Origin of the sequence: Leptotrichia sp. oral taxon 221 (genome assembly GCF_018128245.1) — a bacterium.
In the GTDB taxonomy this organism is placed as follows: Bacteria; Fusobacteriota; Fusobacteriia; order Fusobacteriales; family Leptotrichiaceae; genus JABCPH02.
Map to the genome: position 1 here is coordinate 1774595 of NZ_CP072378.1, position 19677 is coordinate 1794271.

At 28.8% G+C, this 19677-nt stretch carries 16 protein-coding genes; 3 read left to right on the forward strand and 13 right to left on the reverse strand.

Annotated features, from left to right (window positions below):
* A complete protein-coding gene (locus J4863_RS07905) occupies positions 1-978 on the reverse strand; it encodes an ABC transporter permease (RefSeq protein WP_211618202.1) in 978 nt (325 codons plus the stop codon).
* Positions 979-1360: 382 nt separating this feature from the next.
* Here J4863_RS07905 and asrA point away from each other — a divergent pair, with 382 nt between their 5' ends.
* The 3 genes from asrA to asrC are packed head-to-tail and all read left to right on the forward strand — an operon-like array spanning position 1361 to position 4312.
* Positions 1361-2407, forward strand: a complete 1047-nt coding sequence (gene asrA / locus J4863_RS07910; protein WP_211618203.1) for an anaerobic sulfite reductase subunit AsrA — start codon at positions 1361-1363, stop codon at positions 2405-2407.
* Entirely contained in the window at positions 2400-3278 is an 879-nt protein-coding gene (asrB, locus tag J4863_RS07915; protein WP_211618204.1) for an anaerobic sulfite reductase subunit AsrB, read from the forward strand. The genes asrA and asrB overlap by 8 nt, the downstream gene beginning before the upstream one ends.
* 59 nt (positions 3279-3337) lie before the next feature.
* Positions 3338-4312, forward strand: coding sequence for a sulfite reductase subunit C (gene asrC, locus J4863_RS07920; protein WP_211618205.1), 975 nt, complete (start codon positions 3338-3340; stop codon positions 4310-4312).
* Between the two features lie 168 nt (positions 4313-4480).
* Here asrC and J4863_RS07925 read toward each other — a convergent pair whose 3' ends face one another.
* The 12 genes from J4863_RS07925 to J4863_RS07980 form a co-directional block, all read right to left on the reverse strand.
* Positions 4481-5347 (reverse strand): hypothetical protein, encoded by an 867-nt coding sequence (locus J4863_RS07925; RefSeq protein ID WP_211618206.1) that lies wholly within the window; start codon positions 5345-5347, stop codon positions 4481-4483.
* Positions 5347-6051 (reverse strand): ABC transporter ATP-binding protein, encoded by a 705-nt coding sequence (locus tag J4863_RS07930; protein WP_211618207.1) that lies wholly within the window; start codon positions 6049-6051, stop codon positions 5347-5349. The genes J4863_RS07925 and J4863_RS07930 overlap by 1 nt, the downstream gene beginning before the upstream one ends.
* 19 nt (positions 6052-6070) lie before the next feature.
* Positions 6071-6835, reverse strand: coding sequence for a TatD family hydrolase (locus J4863_RS07935; RefSeq protein WP_211618208.1), 765 nt, complete (start codon positions 6833-6835; stop codon positions 6071-6073).
* A gap of 78 nt (positions 6836-6913) precedes the next feature.
* Entirely contained in the window at positions 6914-7519 is a 606-nt protein-coding gene (locus tag J4863_RS07940; protein WP_211618209.1) for a hypothetical protein, read from the reverse strand.
* A gap of 15 nt (positions 7520-7534) precedes the next feature.
* Entirely contained in the window at positions 7535-8230 is a 696-nt protein-coding gene (locus J4863_RS07945) for a hypothetical protein (protein ID WP_211618210.1), read from the reverse strand.
* A 72-nt stretch (positions 8231-8302) separates the two neighbouring features.
* On the reverse strand, positions 8303-8782 hold the full coding sequence (locus J4863_RS07950; protein WP_178938378.1) for an S-ribosylhomocysteine lyase: 480 nt from the start codon (positions 8780-8782) through the stop codon (positions 8303-8305).
* 73 nt (positions 8783-8855) lie between these two features.
* The gene (locus J4863_RS07955) at positions 8856-9782 is read right to left on the reverse strand and encodes a D-alanine--D-alanine ligase (protein WP_018499170.1); all 927 of its coding nucleotides are present in this window, start codon (positions 9780-9782) and stop codon (positions 8856-8858) included.
* A gap of 105 nt (positions 9783-9887) precedes the next feature.
* Positions 9888-10826, reverse strand: coding sequence for an Hsp33 family molecular chaperone HslO (locus J4863_RS07960; RefSeq protein WP_211618211.1), 939 nt, complete (start codon positions 10824-10826; stop codon positions 9888-9890).
* A gap of 156 nt (positions 10827-10982) precedes the next feature.
* A complete protein-coding gene (locus J4863_RS07965; protein ID WP_211618212.1) occupies positions 10983-11657 on the reverse strand; it encodes a DUF4878 domain-containing protein in 675 nt (224 codons plus the stop codon).
* Positions 11658-11812: 155 nt separating this feature from the next.
* Complete coding sequence (lpxD, locus tag J4863_RS07970) at positions 11813-12823, reverse strand: UDP-3-O-(3-hydroxymyristoyl)glucosamine N-acyltransferase (RefSeq protein WP_211618213.1); 1011 nt, start codon at positions 12821-12823, stop codon at positions 11813-11815.
* Between the two features lie 136 nt (positions 12824-12959).
* The gene (locus tag J4863_RS07975) at positions 12960-15038 is read right to left on the reverse strand and encodes an outer membrane protein assembly factor (RefSeq protein ID WP_211618214.1); all 2079 of its coding nucleotides are present in this window, start codon (positions 15036-15038) and stop codon (positions 12960-12962) included.
* An 8-nt stretch (positions 15039-15046) separates the two neighbouring features.
* Positions 15047-19654: a translocation/assembly module TamB domain-containing protein gene (locus J4863_RS07980; protein WP_211618215.1), complete on the reverse strand. Its 4608-nt coding sequence runs from the start codon at positions 19652-19654 to the stop codon at positions 15047-15049.
* Positions 19655-19677 lie beyond the last annotated feature (23 nt).

The following is a 19677-nucleotide window of genomic DNA, read 5'->3' on the forward strand; positions in this document are numbered from 1 at the left end:
TTACGCCTCATCTCCTTTTCCAAGTTTAATTTTAGGATCTACTAACGCATACACAATATCCATAATAATCATCATTATAATCAAGAATATCGCATAAAATACTGTTACTCCTAATACCATCGTATAATCTCTATCATTTATACTTTGAACGAAATATTTCCCTAATCCAGGAATTGTAAAAATTTGTTCAATTACAAATGAACCAGTCAATAATGCTGCTATTGTTGGTCCCATTATTGTAATTATTGGTAAAATGGCATTTCTTAATGCGTGTTTTAATACTATATCTTTAGGTTTTACACCTTTTGCTATTGCCAATCTAATGTAATCTTGTCCCATTACCTCAATCATTTTATCTCTAAGTAATCTCGCTATTAACGCTACTGTATACAATCCTAACGCAATTACAGGCAATATTTTTTTAGACGGATCATCCCAACCTGACAATAAAATTCTAAACAGTGGTAAATTCAGCTTATCAATCAAAATTCCATTATGAAAATCAACTGCATATTTCTGCATTAATCCCGCCAGGACAAAACTCGGAACCGATATCCCAATAATCGCTATTACCATTGATATCTTATCCTGATACTTCCCTCTCTTCAATGCTGCAATTATTCCTAAAGGTATTCCCACTACCAATGCAAATATAATTGCTCTAGCTCCTAAATCTGCTGACACAGGAAAACTATCTACAATTACATCATTTACAGTTCTTCCTCTAACTTTCATCGACATTCCTAAATCACCTTTTGAAATGCTCTTCAAATATTCTACATATTGAACACCTAAAGGTTTATCTAAGTGATATTTTGCCATTAGGTTTTCTTTTATCTTCGGTGGTATCGCTTTTTCACTTTGAAATGGATCACCAGGTAATAAATGTAATAAAAAGAACGTAATTGTAATTACTAACCATAAAGTTACAAATCCCATTAAAATTCTTTTTATTAAAAATTTTAATACATTTTTCATCTGTTTTCTCTTCCTTTCTTTATAAATAACAAACGTTATGCGTCAATTATACCACATCTTATTTTATTTTTGCAATTTGTTTTTGTCACGAATTGAAGTAAATTTTTCATTATAGCAAATTTTTTATAATTTTTTTTACATATTATAATTTTTCTTAGTTGTAAAATTATTAATTTTTTGTAAATAAATTTTATTTTTCAGATTTTTTTATTTTAATAATAAATTATTTGAAATCCAAATAAAAACTTTTACTTGCCTAATATAGTTAAAATGGGGTATACTCCTAGTGAAAAGAATTACAAATTAAAAATATTTACAGTTCTGTAATACTAAAAATTTTTTTGCATTTGGCAGAAAGATTTTATAAATTTAGGGAGGAAAAATGAAAATTAGCTTAAATTATGCAAATTTTAATAAGGCTTTGGATGCTTTAAAAAAAGAATATGAAATTCATGCACCCGTAGAAGTTCCTGGTATTGGGAATTTCTCTGATACATCTGTTATTAGATATCACCAAATTGATAAAGTTGAAGATATTTGTTTTGATAGAAAATCAAATTTTTCAGCAAAGGAAGTAATGTTACCAATTACTCAAACAATGTTTTATTTTACTGAAGATAATGTTAAAGTTCCTGAAGAAAAAAATAAAAAATATTTGATTTTTTTGAGAAGTTGTGACTTACATTCTGTGAAAAGGGTTGATGAAATTTATTTGAATAATAAATTTTTGGACATTTATTACAAAAAAGTTAGAGAAAATGTTAAATTTGTTGTTTTTGGATGTCCTAATAGTTTTGAAAACTGTTTCTGTGTGGATATGGGGACTAACAAAACTGATGATTATAATATTGGAATTAAAGTTACTGATTCAGAAATATTTTTAGATATTAAAGATGAAGAATTTATAAGCTATTTTGCGAACGATAGATTAAATTATAGAAAACAGGAATTTGAAATGGAATTTGTTGAAGATAATGAAATTCACGTTGATATTCCTGATAATATTGAGTTGGAAGATGTTATAAACTTGGATTTATGGCGTGAATACGATAAGAGATGTATTGCTTGCGGAAAATGTAACTTTGTGTGTCCTACTTGTACTTGTACTTCTACACAAGATATTTTTTACAGCGAAACAGAAAATGTTGGAGAAAGAAGAAGAGTTTGGGCTTCTTGCCATGTTCAAGGATTTACTGATATGGCTGGTGGACACTCATTTAGACAAAGACATGGAGATAGAATGAGATTTAAAGTAATGCACAAAATTTCTGATTTTAAGAAAAGATTTGGATATAATATGTGTACAGGATGTGGAAGATGTGATGATGCTTGTCCTGAGTACATCTCTTTCTCAAATTGCATCAATAAATTGAGTGCTGAATTAAAAAGAATTTCTAAAGAAAAAAAGGAGGCTGCTATAAATGAATAATTCTAATTACGCTGAAAGTGCTTTACCTCTTGTGAAAAAAGCAATTGAAGAAAATTTTAACTCTTATTACACTGAAAATGTGTATTTACCAACTGTACATAGATTATTAAAAGTAGAAAAAGTTACTCACTTGGAATGGCTTTTTAGAGTACAATACAAGGGAAAAGTTAGTGCTGGACAATTCATGCAAGTTTCGTTGCCTCGTGTTGGAGAAGTTCCTATTTCTATTGCTAATTTTAACGAAGAAGAAGGATGGCTTGACTTTTTGATAAGAAAAGTTGGAAAAGTTACTGATGAAATTTTTAAATTAAAAGAAAATGATAGAATCTTTTTGAGAGGACCTTATGGGAATGGGTTTCCAATTGATAAGTATAAAAATAAAAATGTGATTTTGATTGTTGGAGGAAGTGGAATTGCACCTGTAAGACCAATAATTGAATATTTTTATGTACATCCTGAAGAAGTTAAATCGTTGAAAATCATTGTTGGATTTAAAAATATTGAAGGATTAATTTTTAAAGATGAATTTGATAGATGGAAAGAAAAATTTGATGTATTGATTACTTTGGATAACAATGAAGGTGCCAAGGATATGAATCAAGGAATGGTTACTAAATATATTCCAGATTTATTCTTGCCTGAAGATACTTCTGATTATGAATTTGTAGTTGTTGGACCTCCAATTATGATGCATTTCACTTGCTTAGAAGTATTAAAAAGAAATATTCCTAAAGAGCAAATTTGGGTGTCATTTGAAAGAAGAATGTCTTGTGCTGTTGGAAAATGTGGACACTGTAAAATTGATGAAACATACATTTGTTTAGAAGGGCCTGTATTTAATTACAGCTTTGCACAAAAATTGCTTGATTAATAAATATAATTTGAAAGTGGCGACTGAGCTTTTAGTAAAAAATGATGGAGGAAAAATCAATGAGTATGGATATAAATAGAAAAGTTGTTACGAAAAACGCTTTTAGAGTAACAAAAGATAGACATAAAACTGCTTTGAGAGTCAGAGTTCCTGGTGGAAGCATCACAACTGATGTAATGGAAATGGTTAATGATATTGCAAATACTTATGGAGATGGTAGAATTCATATCACAACTAGACAAGGATTTGAAATATTAGGAATCGACTGGAAAGATATTGAAAAAGTTAATAAAATGGTTCAACCAATTATGGAAAAATTGGAAATTAATTACAAAGGGGAAAACGAAGGGTATCAATCAGCTGGTACTAGAAATGTGGCAGCTTGTATCGGAAACAAAGTTTGTCCAAAAGGTCAATACAATACAACTGAATTGGCTAAAAAGATTGAAAAAGTTATTTTCCCAAATGATTTGCATTTTAAAGTGGCTTTGACTGGTTGTGCGAATGATTGTCAAAAAGTTAGAATGCATGATTTTGGAATTATTGGAATGGCTAAACCTGTTTTTGATGCACAAAGATGTGTTTCTTGTGGAATGTGTGAAAGAAAATGTACAAAATTGTCGACAGGGGCAATAAAAATGGTTAATTATAAACCTGTTAGAGACCATGACAGATGTATCGGATGTGGAGAATGTGTATTAAACTGTCCGATGAATGCTTGGACAAGAGATTCTAAAAAATATTACAAATTAACAATTATGGGAAGAACTGGTAAAAAGAACCCTAGACTTGCTGAAGATTGGTTATTGTGGGCTGATGAAGAATCAATCATCAAAATCTTAAAAAATACATACGAATATGTAGAAGAATATATCGACAGAAGTTTACCAAAAGAACATATTGGTTATATTGTTGACAGAACAGGATTTGAAGAATTTAAAAAATGGGCATTGAGAGATGTTAATTTAGACGAAATTGCTGTTATGAAAGACAATGTTAACTGGGGCGGAGTAAAATATCCAGGAATATTATAGGATATTTTATACTCAAAACTATTAACAATTACGTAAATTTAAGAGTTGAGTAAAATAGTCATAGTTTTTGAGTTTAGTTTTAAAGCAGTTTTACTATAAAATTAAGAATGTGAACTTATCTCCAAAAATGGTTTTAAATTCACATTCTTTTTTATTTATTTAATTAATTTATTCTAAATCAATTTTCTTTGAATGAATATAATTTATCAAGAAAAACGAACCAACATTCAATAATATCAAAGCAATCATCAATGTTATTCCATGGGTACTTAGTACATTAAATACTTGTATTTCAGAAGATGCTGATCCTTCAATTTTCGATAAACTGACAATTCCTGAAATCATTAAAGTTACTGAGATTATCATAACAATTACGTTACAAATGAAAAAAGTTATTATTCCAACAACTATTTTATTTAATTTTATTAAATTTGCAAAAGTAACGCTTAGCATGTAATACCAAGAATATAGTAAAATATACAAAACGTAGCAAATTATCGCTATTATAATTAAAGCTATAATTTTTGACATATGTGGATAACTTGCCATTCTTTTGAAAAGTTCTACTTTTACTTCATTAAAATGATCAAATAACTCTTTTCTTTCATATTTATTTACATTTGAAAATAATCCTGCAATATAGAAAATTGAGTAAAATATTCCTGAAACAAATGTCCAGAATAAAAAGTTAAAATATTTTGCTAAAATTAATTTCTTTGATTCTATCGGTAATGAATTTATTAAATAACCTTCGTTCCCATAAACTGAACTATGAAAATTTGAGATTAATATAAAAATTGTCAATATCGAAATATATGAACTCAGTATAAAAAATGAAAATGACAACAAGCCTTTTAAAATTGTCAATATCATAAATGTTACTTCTTGAGCCTTCGAAGTATAATCGCCACTTAGCATATTTGATAATATGCTTGAACATATTACATTAATAACTCCTATTACTATTCCAACTAGATACAACGGTATCAATCTTCTACTTATCGCTCTAAAATCGTACTTAAATAATTTTAACATTATTTGAACACCTCCCTAAAGTATTCGTCAATACTTTTATTCTCATTTTTCGATCTAATGTTTTCAACTGTATCATGAAGTAAAATATCACCATTATTTACAAAAACCACTTCATCCAAAATTTTCTCAACATCATTTATTAAGTGAGTTGAAATTAATAAAGTCGCATCTTTATTGTAATTTTTAATAATCGTATTCAAAATATAATCCCTCGTAACTGGATCCACTCCCGCTATCGGCTCATCCAATAAATACAATTTAGCTTCTCGACTCATAGCCAAAATCAATTGAACCTTTTCTCTGTTCCCTTTCGACAACGCTTTAAATTTTTTCGTCGTATCAATTTTCAAATCTTGAAACATTTGCAACGCTGTCTGTTTATTAAAATCAGGATAAAAATCCTCAAATAATTTAATCAATGAATCCACATTTTGATTTTTGTCCAAATAATCTCTATCCGGAAGATATGAAATTATCTCTTTTGTTTCCACACCAATTGGTTTCCCATCTATCAAGATTTCTCCCGATGTCGGTTTCAATAATCCAACCGCCAACTTAATTAAAGTTGTCTTCCCACTCCCATTCGGTCCCAACAAACCAATAATTTTATTGCCTTTTATCGAAAGATCAATATCATTCAATGCATTATTAAGTTTGTAAGATTTTCTCAATTTTTTACATTCTAAAATTACTTTTTCTTCCATTCTCTGCACTTCCTTTCTTTTATTTCATTCTATAAATTTTTTTTGCATTTTCCGTAGTTACTCTTATAACTTCTTCCACTGAAATTTCCTTAATTCTAGAAATTTCTTCTGCCACATATTTTGTATAAATCGGCTCATTTCTTTTCCCTCTAAAAGGAACTGGTGTCAAATATGGACAATCTGTTTCTAGGACAATCTTTTCCAAAGGAAGTTCTCTCACAAGTTCTTTCGTCTTTTTATTATTCTTGAATGTCAAAGTCCCACCAATTCCGATATAATATCTATCTAAAAGTGGTTTTGCCGCCTCAAGCGATCCTGGATAACAATGCAAAATCCCACCAACATTTGGATATTCCTTCAAAACATTAATCGTATCCTGCAACGCTTCCCTCGTATGAATCACAACAGGCTTTTTCACTCTTTCAGCAAGTTCCATCTGCTTTCTAAATCCAGCAATCTGAACATCCTTCGGATCTTCCATCCAATGATAATCCAGCCCAATTTCCCCAATCGCAACAACCTTTTCCTCATTCAAAGCCAATCGCTCCAACTCTTTTTCCACTTCATCATTATACTTCTTAATATCCACAGGATGAACTCCAATCACCGCATAAATAAACGGATATTTATTCGCAAGAGCCACACTCGTAAGCGAAGTTTCCAAATCACACCCAATAACAACAGCACTTTCCAATTGCTCCTCAATCCGTTCCAAAACTTCATCAAAATCTTCTGCAAATTGCTCGTCGTAAATGTGTGTATGTGTGTCTATTATTTTTGCCATTTCAATCCTTCCTTTGTTACAAAAAATTTTTAATTTTTATATAAAAAATTTCCAATCTTATTAATTTTCTAAAATTTTCTATTTTAAATTATTCATTATAATATTCCATTTTCCATTAATTTTTGTCGCTTCGACAGTTCCTTCTTTTTCATCAAATTCTTTTATATCCTTAATTTTATCTGAAATCGTTTTTGATATTATATCTATCAAGGTTGGCATCCATTTCTTTTGAAAATCTTCCCCTGAAACATTTGACAAATATTTTATTGATTTTCCAGTTTTTTGCTCAAATGTTTTATTTATTTTTTCTTGGTCTTCAGCTCCCAAAAGAGAATTAAAATTTAATTTTGGTGCTTTTAAAACAAATTTTAAATCTGCACTTGAATTAGAATTATAATTTATCTCCTTAATACGATATTCCACATTTCTCATATATTCTTTCAAAATTTCACCAAAAAATCTTGCTCCTAATTCATCTTTTTGTTCTGCAATCTGATTGTCAACCTCTTTTATTCCTTCAAGAGTATCTCGTTTTATATTTTCAAAAAAAACTTTTTCAATTTCCAAATTGTTCTTTTCAATTTCTGACTGTTGAATTTTTACATTAGGCTTAACTTCCACCTTATAATTTGCAGAAAATCCAAGACTTGCTGTTAGTAAAAATAACATTAACATCTTCTTCATTCTCATACCTCATCCTCATTTATTCAAATTATTTTCCAAAATTTCAAACATAGAATCAAAAATATCAAAACCATCACTTTCTAATGTTTCTTCATCTTTATATTCCCATCCTTTTTTCTTTCTTTCCAAAATCATCTTATTTTTATTAGTCATATACTCAAACTGATTACTATCCAATATTTTTATCATTTCATTTTGATATTCAGACAAAATTATTGCATTTGCTTTCATTCTTTCTTCATTGGATAATTTTTGAATTTTTTCATTATCCAATTTATATCCCAATTCTTTCGAAACTTTATCTTCTAGCATTTTATTAAATTCTTCAGAAAACATAATTTTAAAAATATTTGGTAATTTTTCAGTATAAATTACTTCCACTTTATTTTTTGAAATAAAGTTAATCTTTTCAATTTCATAAATTGTTTTTTCATAGACTTTATTATTCATCAAAACATCAGGTACATTCGCTTTAAAAAACCCAGTTATAAAATTAGTATTTTCCGAATATTCAATTCCTTTATTTTGACTTTCTATCCTATCTAAAATTTCTTTATCAAAAATTTCAACAATTTTTTCACTTTGATTTTTCATTTCTTCTTCCGATATTTTTAAACTCTTATTTTTTACAATTTTTAAATTTTCTTTTTTTAATTCAAATGAAAAATTTAATGAAAAAACAACTAAAAATAAAATCAGTATTTTTTTCATAAATCTCCTTTTTTATATTAATTATTTGAAAAAATCTAAAAAAACAAACTAATCTTCTATTTTTAAATTTCTCTATCTAGGATAAACCAAATTCGCTTCCGTCAAATTCTCCAAAGTTTCTTCCAAAAATTTTTTCGATTCAAAATTAGCCATCGCCAAGTTTTGATCTAAATAGTTTCCACATTCAATTGCAGTTGCTCCTGGGATTTCGCCTTTAAATTCTGCCATAAATTTGTAAAGTTCTTTCATTAAGTCAATGATGTCCTTTGATTCTAATTTTCCTTTCAAAATTACATAAAATCCTGTTCTGCAACCCATTGGTCCAAAATATACAACTTCATCTTTCCAAGTTGGATGATTTCTTAAAAATGTTGCTCCTAAATGTTCCATTGTGTGAAGTTCTGCGATGTTTATTACTGGTTCTCTGTTTGGCAGCTTCATTCTCACGTCAAAAGTTGTGATGTAATTTCCGTTAATTTCGTCAATTCTTGACACATAAATTCCTCTGTTTAATTTTTTATGATCTACTGTAAAACTTGCTATTCTTTCCATATTTCCCTCCATATTTTGATATATTTGATAACAAGGGGACAAAACTCCTTGCTTTATGAATATTTACTTTCGTTTATCTTTCCACTTTTAATGAAGATTCGATTAATAAATCTAATGTTTCTGAGTAGCTGTATCCTTTTGAAGCTGTACTTTTTGGCAATAAACTTGCAGCTGTCATTCCTGGTGATGTGTTTACTTCCATGAAATATGGTGTTTCTTCGTTTACTACCATAAAGTCAATTCTTGCGAATCCTTCACATTTTAATCCATAATAGCTATCTTGTGCAAATTTGTTAATTTCAGCTTGTACTTTTTCTGGGAATTCAAACACATATTCTTTTGCTCCACCTTTTGCATATTTTGATTCATAGTCAAAGTAATCTCCAGCAAGAGCTTCGATTCTTATTGTTGGGAAAACTTTTCCACCAATTACTGGCACACTTATTTCCACTCCATGTAATACTTCTTCAATCAAAGCCTCTTTATCCATTCCAAATACAAGTTCTAACCCTTTTTTCAATTCTTCTTCAGTTTCCACAAAACTTACTCCAATACTTGAACCACCGTTATTTGGTTTTACGATAAGATGATCTCCTAATTCTTTTTTTACTGTTTCAAAATCAACTGTTTCTCCTACACGAACACTTTTCCATTTTGCAATTCTAACTCCGTATTCAGACACAATTCTTTTTGAAAATTCCTTATCCATACAAACTGCACTTGACATTACTCCAGGCCCACTGTAAGCAATTCCAAAACTTTGTAAAATTGCTTGTATTCTTCCATCTTCTCCAAATACACCATGTAAAGCAATGTAAGCAAAATCTAGATTCAAGTCTTTTATTTTTTCATAAACTTCCTTTTCAGTATCAATTACAATATCAAAAACTTCATATTTATCTCTATTTAAATTTGCTACAATTTCACTTCCTGTTTTTAGCGACACTTCTCTTTCAGTCGAAACTCCCCCACGTATTACACCTACTCTTAATTTTGACATTTTTTTCATCTCCTTATTAGTTTATAATTTTATTTATTTTTTATCATTTCAAAATAACTCACAACTTTTTATTTTCAAAATTTATATTTTTCTCAAAAATTAATTTTATTCAAAATCCTCTTTTGTAAATTCATATTTTTTTCTACAAAAATGACATTCCACTTGAATTTTTCCTTCTTCTTCTAAAATCTCATTAATTTGTTCATCTCCAAGTGTTTTCACTGCTGACAAATATTTTTCTTTTGAACAATTACATTTGTACTCAATATCACTTTCTTCCAAAATTTCATAATCTTCCACATAAGTTTTTTTATGCGCTCCATCAACATCAGTTTCCTCTTCAAAAACCGTAATATCCTCATACAACAATTCTACAATTTGCTCCAAGCTCATTCCACCACTCAACAATTCAGTAATGCTTCTAATTTGTCTTAATTTATCTTCCAATTTATCAATAAATCCATCTTCTACTCCTGGAAGTAACTGAACCATATATCCACCAGCTTTTTGAATTTCACCATTTTCGTCTATTTGAACGCCTAAGGCTACCACTGATTTTATTTGTTCCGAAAGCAAGAAATAATATGCAATATTGTCAGCAATTTTCTCACTTTCTAATTTTATTACGCCAGAAAACGGATCTTTCAATCCAATATCTTTTATTACTTGTAATGTTCCTTCACCGATAAATCTGATTTTTCCATTTTCATCAGTTATGAAATTCCCATTTTCGTCTATTATTTTAAAAATATCTTCAGATGGATTTCCGCTTACATATCCTTTTACTTCTCCATTTTTCCCTGAAGTCGCTAACATTTTTCCAAACGGTCCATCTCCATTTATTTTTACAGTAATTAAATCATTTTCTCCTTTTAAATCTTTTCCCATCATCACAGTCGCTGTCAATAATTCTCCAAAAATTCTCGCTGGTATTGGATCCAACTCATGAATTTTTTTAGCTTCTTTAACTAACTCTGTCGTATCACAAACGAAAAAACGTGCACATTTACTCGTTCCTCTTATTATTCTTGACTTTTTTTCCATTATCTTACCTTTTCTTTCTATAAATTTTTCTTTTTTAATTTTAAAACATAATTTATTATACAATATTCGAGAAAAATAAAAAAGTCTTTTTTTATTAATTCCTTTTTTTTGCATAAAAAAACTGCCTTGCAAATTTTACAAGACAGTTAATTGAATTTATTTTTTTGTTATACCGTTTATTTCACCATTTGGAGAAACTTGAGTCGGAGCTACATTTGGACCAGATTTTGGCAATTGAGCGTTGCTTGAATTTGGTTCAGTTGATGATTGTTGTGAATCATTTTCTCCTAATTTATTCAAATTTCTAAATGTCGTATTGAATTTTCCTAATAATACATCGATATTTTCTGCTGTTACATCAATTTTGTAACCATTGCTTGTTTTCTTAACAATAAATTGTGTTTCATTTTTTGATTTTGGAACATCTTTAGATTCCAATTCTTCTTTGAAACTGTCTTCTACAGATTTAGCATTTCCGCTAGAAAATGTGCTATCTAACATATTTTTATAAACTTTCAAAAATACTTTTTCAACATCTACATTTTCTACAGATACTGTAACAATTGATGTTTCATCATCTTGTTTATGTACTTTCTCAATTTTATAATCTATATTTTTGAATAATGTTTCAAAAAATAATTGTTGAAATTTGTTGTTGTATTCTAATTTTAAATCATTTTCTGATTTATTGTCTAACGCATATTTTTTATACGTTTCTTCAATTTTTTGACGTTTAATACCATCAATAAATTTTGAAACTGTTGATTCTGGTTTTTGACTACAACTAACTGCGAAAATTAGCAATAACATTCCTAATAATATTTTTTTCATACCGCACTCCTATCTTTTATTTAAATTTTAATTAATTTATTAATACCTTATATTTTTGTGTAATCATTTGGCTCTTATAATAATTTATTTTAACATAAAATATTACTTTTTACAATAGGAATACGAATTTTTCTTATTAAAGTAATCACTAATATTTATTTTTTCAATTCTTCGATTTCCTTTTTCAATTTTCTTACAGTTTTCAATAATTCAGGCACTTTTCCCATCGACATTTTCACTCTCAAATCGTCCATGTGGTCTCTCAAAGGATATCCTGACATTTGTTTTCCATCAGGAACATCATTTGTAACACCTGATTTTGCAGCAATTACAACATTATTTCCAATTTTCAAGTGTCCAGCAACTCCAACTTGTCCTGCAAGAGTCGTATTATCTCCAACTTCCACGCTTCCAGAAATTCCCACTTGTGCGATAATAAAGCAATTAGAACCAATCACATCATTATGAGCAATATGAACCAAATTATCAATTTTCGTACCTTTTTTTATAATCGTATCTCCAATCGCTCCTCTATCAACACAAGTATTTGCTCCTATTTCCACTTCATCTTCCAAGATAACATGTCCAATTTGCTCGATTTTCACATTATCACCTTTCACTTTTATGTATCCAAATCCATCAGATCCAATAACTGCACCTGGCTGAAAAATACATTTTTTCCCAATCTTAGAAAATTCTCTAATCGTAACATTTGAGTAAACAATTGTCCCGTCTCCAATTTCTGTCCCTTCAAAAATCGAAACATTTGGATAAATTACAACATTTTTCCCAATTTTTACATTATGTCCAATGTATGTATTAATTTTTGAGACACTCGCTGTTTCATCAATTATTGCTGAATCTTCTATCGGTTTTTCAAATGGTTTCACTTTCGGTTTAAAAAAGTTAAGCAAAATTGGCATCAATTCTCTCGGATTTTTTTCAACCACAATATACGTTCTGTCTTTTGGCAAATTTTCCAACGGTGGAACAATTATTGCACCAGCAGTACATTTATCAATACTTTTCAACATTTTTTCATCTGCTGCAAAAGTCAACTCATCTTCTGTCGCATAAAAAAATGGAGCTAATCTTTTAAAAATTAAATTTTCATTTCCAACTATTTTTCCACTAATTAATTCTGCAACTTCTTTTATATTATACATGTGTATCCCTCTTTTCTTGTCTGTTAATAACTTATTTATTAATCATAAAAAATTACTAAATAAAATTTACTTTTTTATACAAAATTTTTGATTTTAAAAAATTAACAGGGAAATAAATTCCCTGTTTGATATTATATTAGAATGATTGTCCAAAGCTAAAGTAGAATTTACCTTTATCTTTTTTCTTACCTGGTTTTTCAGGATCCATTGGCCAACCGTAATCAAATCTTAATGGACCAACTGGTGTATTTATTCTAAGTCCTACTCCATATCCTTTTTTCAAGTCTTTGAAATCATGTGCACTTTTTCTGTCTGGCGAATATGTTCTTCTTCCTGCAGCATTTATGCTTTCTTTTTGCCAAGCATTTCCTATATCAAAGAATGCAACTAATTGAACGTCACCATTTTTACCAAATCTTGTTCTATTTTCAATACTTGCATAAAATTGATCGTATCCGTCAAATGCTCCATATTCATATCCACGAACTGATTCTGCTCCACCAACACTAAATCTCATAGAATCTGGAGTTCCACTTCCTGTTGATCCCCAAACTGCTCTATATGCCATTATATTTTTCTTACCTATTACTGGGTGGAATGCTCTTAAATCAGCTTCAAATCTATCGTATTTTCTACGATCACCTAATAATTTCCCTTTTTCATATGTCAAATCAGCATAAAGTCCTTTTGTTGGATCACTTACATTATCTCTAGTATCATAAATAAATTCTGGAGTTATTGCTAATAAGTTATAACTATCTTTAACCTCTCCACCAGAATAGATTTCTTTTTTATGATCTAATCTAGTTGAAGCTCTTACATAAATATCTTTGTTTAAACCTTTACCTATTGTCCATCTTGTACCAATAGTTTTTACTTTTTCTAATTCATCCCAGTCAGCATCGTCATCTCTAGATTCTCTCCAGTAAGCCGAACCTCCTGCTTGAACTCTTTCAGTATTTTTAATCCAAGGATCAAACCAGTCTATTGAGAATGTTTTGTCCCCTTTATTTGATGCTTCTAAGTTAATAGCCGCTTGTTGGTCTCTTCCTAAGAAATTATCATCAGATAATTTAAGTCCTCCAACTAATCCAACTGCAGTTCCATAAGAAATACTTCCGTTAATTGTAGTCGTTGGTCTTTCTTCGATTAAGAACTCTACATTTCTTGCATTTGGATCTGTTTCACTTCCTGTTATGTTAGGCTCTATTCTATTAAAGATACCCGTTCTATACATTTCTTTCATTGTTGACTCAATATTTTTACCTTCTAAAACTTCTCCAGGTTTTACTTCCAAATATCTTTCAAGAACGTATGGTTTTGTTCTTAAATTAGCTCTTTTTGGATTTGCTCTTTCGTCATCTGTTTTACTTGAAGCTTTAGAGAATGTTACATTTTGAACAACTCCTTCAGTCATTCCTATTTTTATTTTTCCATCTTCTCCAACATTGATAGATTCGATTCTTGCTGTTGCATAACCATTTTTTTCATATAATTTTATAATTCCATTTTTATCAGGATTCAATAAATTACCATTTAAAATTTGTCCTTCTTTAATTCCTAATGCTTGTTTTAATTGATCATCAGTGAATAATGTATTTCCTGTAATTTCAATTCCTGTTACATCTGGATTTTCTTTCACTTCATATGTGATAACAACTGTATTATCAGCTTTTCTATCTATTTTTGGTTCAACAGTTGCAAAATAACCTGTATTAAAGATTCTTTGAGCTTCATTAAGTGCTTCTTTAGGTACAAATTGTTGACCTTCTTTAATTTTCATTCCACTTAATAATTCTTCTTTAGAAATAGTTTTAGTTCCAACTATATCAATTTTAGAAATAACAAACTCTGTTTTTTGACTTAATGCTTTGTCTCTTTCTTCATTTTGAAGAGTAGCTGAAGCATTTGCCGCCTCACTTACTTCTACTCTTAAATTAACTGTATCCCCATTTATTTCTGGAATAACACTAACATTATCAACATAATTCAATTTTTTCAATGCTAGATAAATGTCACTCATACTTTTATTTGAATAATCATCACCTGATTTTACTGGTATTTTTGATAACAGGTAATCTTCTGGTAACTCTCTTAAATGTGAAAACTCTATTTTACCTACTTTCAAATTTTGTTGTTCTGCTGCACTTGAAATGTTATTTATTGAAACAAATAAAGTAACAGCCACAATAAATGCGTAAATTTTATTTTTCATTCTTCCTCCTATTTTTTTAATGTTTCCAATTTCTTTTTCTTAAACATTCTTTTTAAAATTTCGCCTAAGGAATGACCCCTTGTTGAGAAATCAACTCCAATATAGTAATTTCCTTTTGTACCTGATTTCATATTTGCATTGGTACTCTTTTGATTTATAGTTTCTCCTCCAACTTTTAACTCTAATGATTTGTTAAAATTATAATTTAACCATGCATTATAGCCAACTGGAAGTGAACTACTATTTCCTCCGTTAGTATCTTTAGTTACTTGGAATGGAAATTTAACTTCTAAATTCCAGAATAATTTATCTTTATATAAATTATCTTGAACGTATAAAGTAGTCGCTGCTCTATATTGTCCAGTTTTTGATTTATCAACATCTGTTGAAATTGAAAAATTCGATAAACCTAAGCTCTCTCCAATTTTACCAGTTACTGACGAAAAAATCAACTCATTTAATGCAGTATTTACTAAAGAACCTACCACAACTACTCCATCATCTGTATTATTTTTATGATTTAATGATGTATCATCGTGATTATTACTGTTGTTTCCGACTACTGTCTTAAATGCTAACAATGATAAAATTTCTTCTTTCGTTTTTCCTGACGAAGAGCTAAATGCCATTTGTGGACTACTTACATTTCCGCTTACATCCACTTCAATTTTCTCTCCTTTTACAGTAGTTGAAGCTGTGATTATTACAAATGGATCACTCAATAATGTAACTCCATCTTTTGAAATAAATCTTATTTCCCCACTATCAATTTTAAATCTATTACCATTTAAGTAAAATTTACCATCTCTAAGTGAGAATGTTCCATCCATTCCAATTGCTCCATTTTCGTATCTAATCTTTGCTCCACCGTCAACTTTACTTTTAATATTTTTCACTAAACTCATACTTGGAATATCAACTTTTACATTTCTTCCCATTTGTACATCTAAACCAACAGTGTATTGTTTTAATATTTTATCAATTACTCCCTCAATTATTCCTTCTGCAATTGTTTTATCTTTTAATTTTTGAATTTTTTGGCTTTCAGTCAAATTCTCTTCTTCATTTCCACCAAAATTTGGAATTCCTCTGATATCTGCACTATCAACTTTTAAATTTCCTGATAAGAAATCTTCTGTAAGATTAACTTTTCCTGTTAATGCATAATCTATATCATTTCCGTATCTCAATCCCAATTTATCCAAATTTGCATCTATATCGATTTTTCCTAATTCTAGATGTTTTGTTTTCATAAAATCACCAGGAATTGTTGGTATATCCATATTCCCGTCGACAATGAATGTTCCGCCATTAAATCCACCATCAAGACGATTAATTTGTAATTTGTTATTAGCTACGTCGATTTTAGCGTTTATGTTTTGAGCATTTGTCAAGCCATCTTTAGTTATATAACTAAAGTTTACAAGATCAATTTTACCTGATGTTGCTGCATTTGTCAAAGTCATATCCATATTAAGTATACCTTCTGCTGTCTTAATATTTGGATCTAATCCTAAGAATGACAAATTAAAGTTTTCTGCATTTGCGTGTAAATTGTATTTCATTGGTTCGTATTGAAGGTATCCATTTATTACTAATGGATTGTCTTCGTATTCCAACGAAATTTGTCCAATATTCAACAATTTATTACTAGCTGACGCATCGATGACAAGATCTTTTACATGGAATCCACTTAATGTAACGTCGTCTGCACCTATTCCAAGTATCGCATTGAAATTGTTAGGTTTTCCTGTAAGTGAAAAATTCAAGTTTATGTCTCCACTATATCCTTTATTTTTCAAGTCTTCCACCGAATCCAACGCAAATTTTTGATTTTCTAATTTATAGTTAAAATGCGTATTCGCTAAATCAACTTTTGTATTTGTTTGGAATAAAGTTTCTTGATTATCCCCAATAAATCTAAAGTCTTTTATATCTAACGTTCCGTAATTCAATAATTTATCGATATTACCGTCTGCATATTCTATAATTGTTTTAACACCTGGTATATTATAACCTTTGTAATTTACATTGTTTAAATCTATAAATCCTGCTAAATTAAATTTATTCAAGTCTCCTTTTAACTTCAACTTAGAAATCGCTCCAAATTTCAAATCTGGTACATCAATTAAGTATGGAACATTTTCTTCATCCAAATTCAACACCATATCTGCAATTCCTGTTTTTAAATTATATGTTCCCGTTAAATTATTTTTTCTTAATCTAACATCTGTCAAATTAATAACACTATTTTTAATATCTGCATATATTTGTGTTTCACCAATATTTTTATCATTTATTGTTGTTCTAGAATCTGGTACGATTATTTTTCCAGATAAATTGTCCATTTTTCCATTTAAAGTTAAATTTGCATTATTTATATAAAGATTTAACTCTGGTTTTACAGTGTTATATACAACATAATTATTTAATTTTGAATTAATATGCATATTACCTGTTTTCAAATTATATTTTCCGTTTGCAACTAATTGTCTGTCATTACCTAATTTTTCAATATTTACAACATTGTCTTTTATCACTAAATGTGTCGAAACTTCTTTAAATCTTTGGTATTTTACCCACAATTCTTTCATTTTTGCACTCATATCCAAATCCATTTTTTGTAAATCATGAATTTTACCTTTTGCATGAAGTTCCTCATACTCAACAATAAATCGACCATATGCACTTGAAATTTCATAATCTCCAGAAATCTTGTTACTATCTCCAAAAATATTCAATTTAACCAGTTTTATCGGTAATCTCGCAGTTTCCAATCCTTTAATGTCAACTTTATAATTTTTCAATAATTTTGCAACATCTAGAATTTTATTTTTATCCTTCAATTCAACTGTATAATTATGTTTCATGTCGCTAGTTGTTTTTCCAGCAACTCTAAATATTTCGCCTCCTGTTGTTACAAGTGCATTTATATCATAATTTCCATTATGCACTATCACATCAGCATTTATATTGTCAACATATTTATTTTGTATTTTTAAATCTGTTTTTATTCTTCCAGATTGTAAAATATTTTTATTTTTAAACGCCAATTTTAAATTCTCTATTTTTGGCTTCAAAGTATATTTCTGTTTTTGGTAAATAACATCAAAATTTTGATTACTTTTTGCGTTAACAACCATCTCCATTAATTTTGGATTTATTCTAAAATTTCCTGACACTTCTTTTGAATTAAAATTACTTGTTATGATATTTTCACTATTGATTAATGCTGTCCCTGCGATTTCTTTTATACTAAAATCTGATCCTCTATTTGTCAAAATATAATTTCCTGAACCAATTTTAGTGTTCGTATTATATGTGAATTTCGGAATCACAGCATCAGCTTTAACCTTAAATCCAGAAATTGTCTCATCAAAATTAAATTTGGTATTATCTAAAACTACAATTTTTTCTTTTGTATCTAATTTCATTTTAGTTTTCACATTTCTAAAATTATAGTTTGCAAGTTTAATATTTTCTGAAGAAAAAATACCATTTAATAATGCATTTTTTGTTTTCAAATCAACGTCAATATCAAGATCTGCAGTCACATTTCCAATCGCATCAACCTTAAATTCTTTAATAATCTTATAACGATTAATTTCTGAATACGGTAATTTATCCGCCGTTAACTTTATTTTCAATTTTTCTTTTGGTCTATCTTGACTTAATTTGAAAGTCACTGGTCGATTTTTTAATTTTGTTTTTGCATCAACTGTATTTTTGTCTTTTGATAAAATTACAGTCGCATCAACATTTTTAATGTCACCTTCAATATCTTCATACCAAACAGTACCATTAGTTATCTTTAAATTTCCTACTGGAATCGTCTCTTTTTTAGGATTTTTGTTAGATAAAAATAATCTCCCATCTAAAATCCCTGATTTAGCTTTAATCATATCCAAAGGAACATATTGACCTAATAATTCTGTTATTTTTACATTTTTAAAATCCAGTGTCATTTCAAAATGTTTCTCTTTTTCATCATTATTTTTTTTCTTATTAAAAATTGACCAAAAATTTTGAACTCTTTTTATTGGATTTCTTAATTTTATACCTAAAACCTCGTTGCCATTACTTCCTTTCGCTTCTAAAGTAAAACCACGTGATTTTGCAGATTCCAAAAAACCGTTAACTTTATTCAATGTTTTTTCTATTTTTTTTGCATAACTCACATCCGAATAATTTACAGTAGTATTGTGAATATACAATTTTCCCAATCTACTCGCTCTATCAATAGGATTTTTCTTATTCGAAGGTTTCATAATATCAAAAACATTCATATGATTATTTTTTTGTCTCTCAATATTAACAGTCGCATCATAAACATCTATCCTATTCAATCTCGACGGAACTAACAAATTTATATTTGCAGTCGTTTTCTTCGAATTAATAAAAACGTTTCCGTGAATATCTCTTACAATCAAATTATCAATCTTTAATTTGTTAAAGCCTTGCAACTCAACTTTTTCAAAAGTAACATTTAACCCTGAATTTTTTAAGATATTTGTTAATAAATCACGAAAATTATTTGTAGAAATATACGCTCTTAAAGCAAATAGACATAATAAAAGTGGAATAAAAATATATAATCCCCTTCGTACGTACTTCAATATAGCCTCCTTTCCAAAACTAT

Coding starts and splice junctions, on each gene's coding strand:
- J4863_RS07905 (WP_211618202.1), bottom strand. CDS start 978: ATGAAAAATGTATTAAAATTTTTAATAAAAAGAATTTTAATGGGATTT.
- asrA (WP_211618203.1), top strand. CDS start 1,361: ATGAAAATTAGCTTAAATTATGCAAATTTTAATAAGGCTTTGGATGCT.
- asrB (WP_211618204.1), top strand. CDS start 2,400: ATGAATAATTCTAATTACGCTGAAAGTGCTTTACCTCTTGTGAAAAAA.
- asrC (WP_211618205.1), top strand. CDS start 3,338: ATGAGTATGGATATAAATAGAAAAGTTGTTACGAAAAACGCTTTTAGA.
- J4863_RS07925 (WP_211618206.1), bottom strand. CDS start 5,347: ATGTTAAAATTATTTAAGTACGATTTTAGAGCGATAAGTAGAAGATTG.
- J4863_RS07930 (WP_211618207.1), bottom strand. CDS start 6,051: ATGGAAGAAAAAGTAATTTTAGAATGTAAAAAATTGAGAAAATCTTAC.
- J4863_RS07935 (WP_211618208.1), bottom strand. CDS start 6,835: ATGGCAAAAATAATAGACACACATACACACATTTACGACGAGCAATTT.
- J4863_RS07940 (WP_211618209.1), bottom strand. CDS start 7,519: ATGAAGAAGATGTTAATGTTATTTTTACTAACAGCAAGTCTTGGATTT.
- J4863_RS07945 (WP_211618210.1), bottom strand. CDS start 8,230: ATGAAAAAAATACTGATTTTATTTTTAGTTGTTTTTTCATTAAATTTT.
- J4863_RS07950 (WP_178938378.1), bottom strand. CDS start 8,782: ATGGAAAGAATAGCAAGTTTTACAGTAGATCATAAAAAATTAAACAGA.
- J4863_RS07955 (WP_018499170.1), bottom strand. CDS start 9,782: ATGTCAAAATTAAGAGTAGGTGTAATACGTGGGGGAGTTTCGACTGAA.
- J4863_RS07960 (WP_211618211.1), bottom strand. CDS start 10,826: ATGGAAAAAAAGTCAAGAATAATAAGAGGAACGAGTAAATGTGCACGT.
- J4863_RS07965 (WP_211618212.1), bottom strand. CDS start 11,657: ATGAAAAAAATATTATTAGGAATGTTATTGCTAATTTTCGCAGTTAGT.
- lpxD (WP_211618213.1), bottom strand. CDS start 12,823: ATGTATAATATAAAAGAAGTTGCAGAATTAATTAGTGGAAAAATAGTT.
- J4863_RS07975 (WP_211618214.1), bottom strand. CDS start 15,038: ATGAAAAATAAAATTTACGCATTTATTGTGGCTGTTACTTTATTTGTT.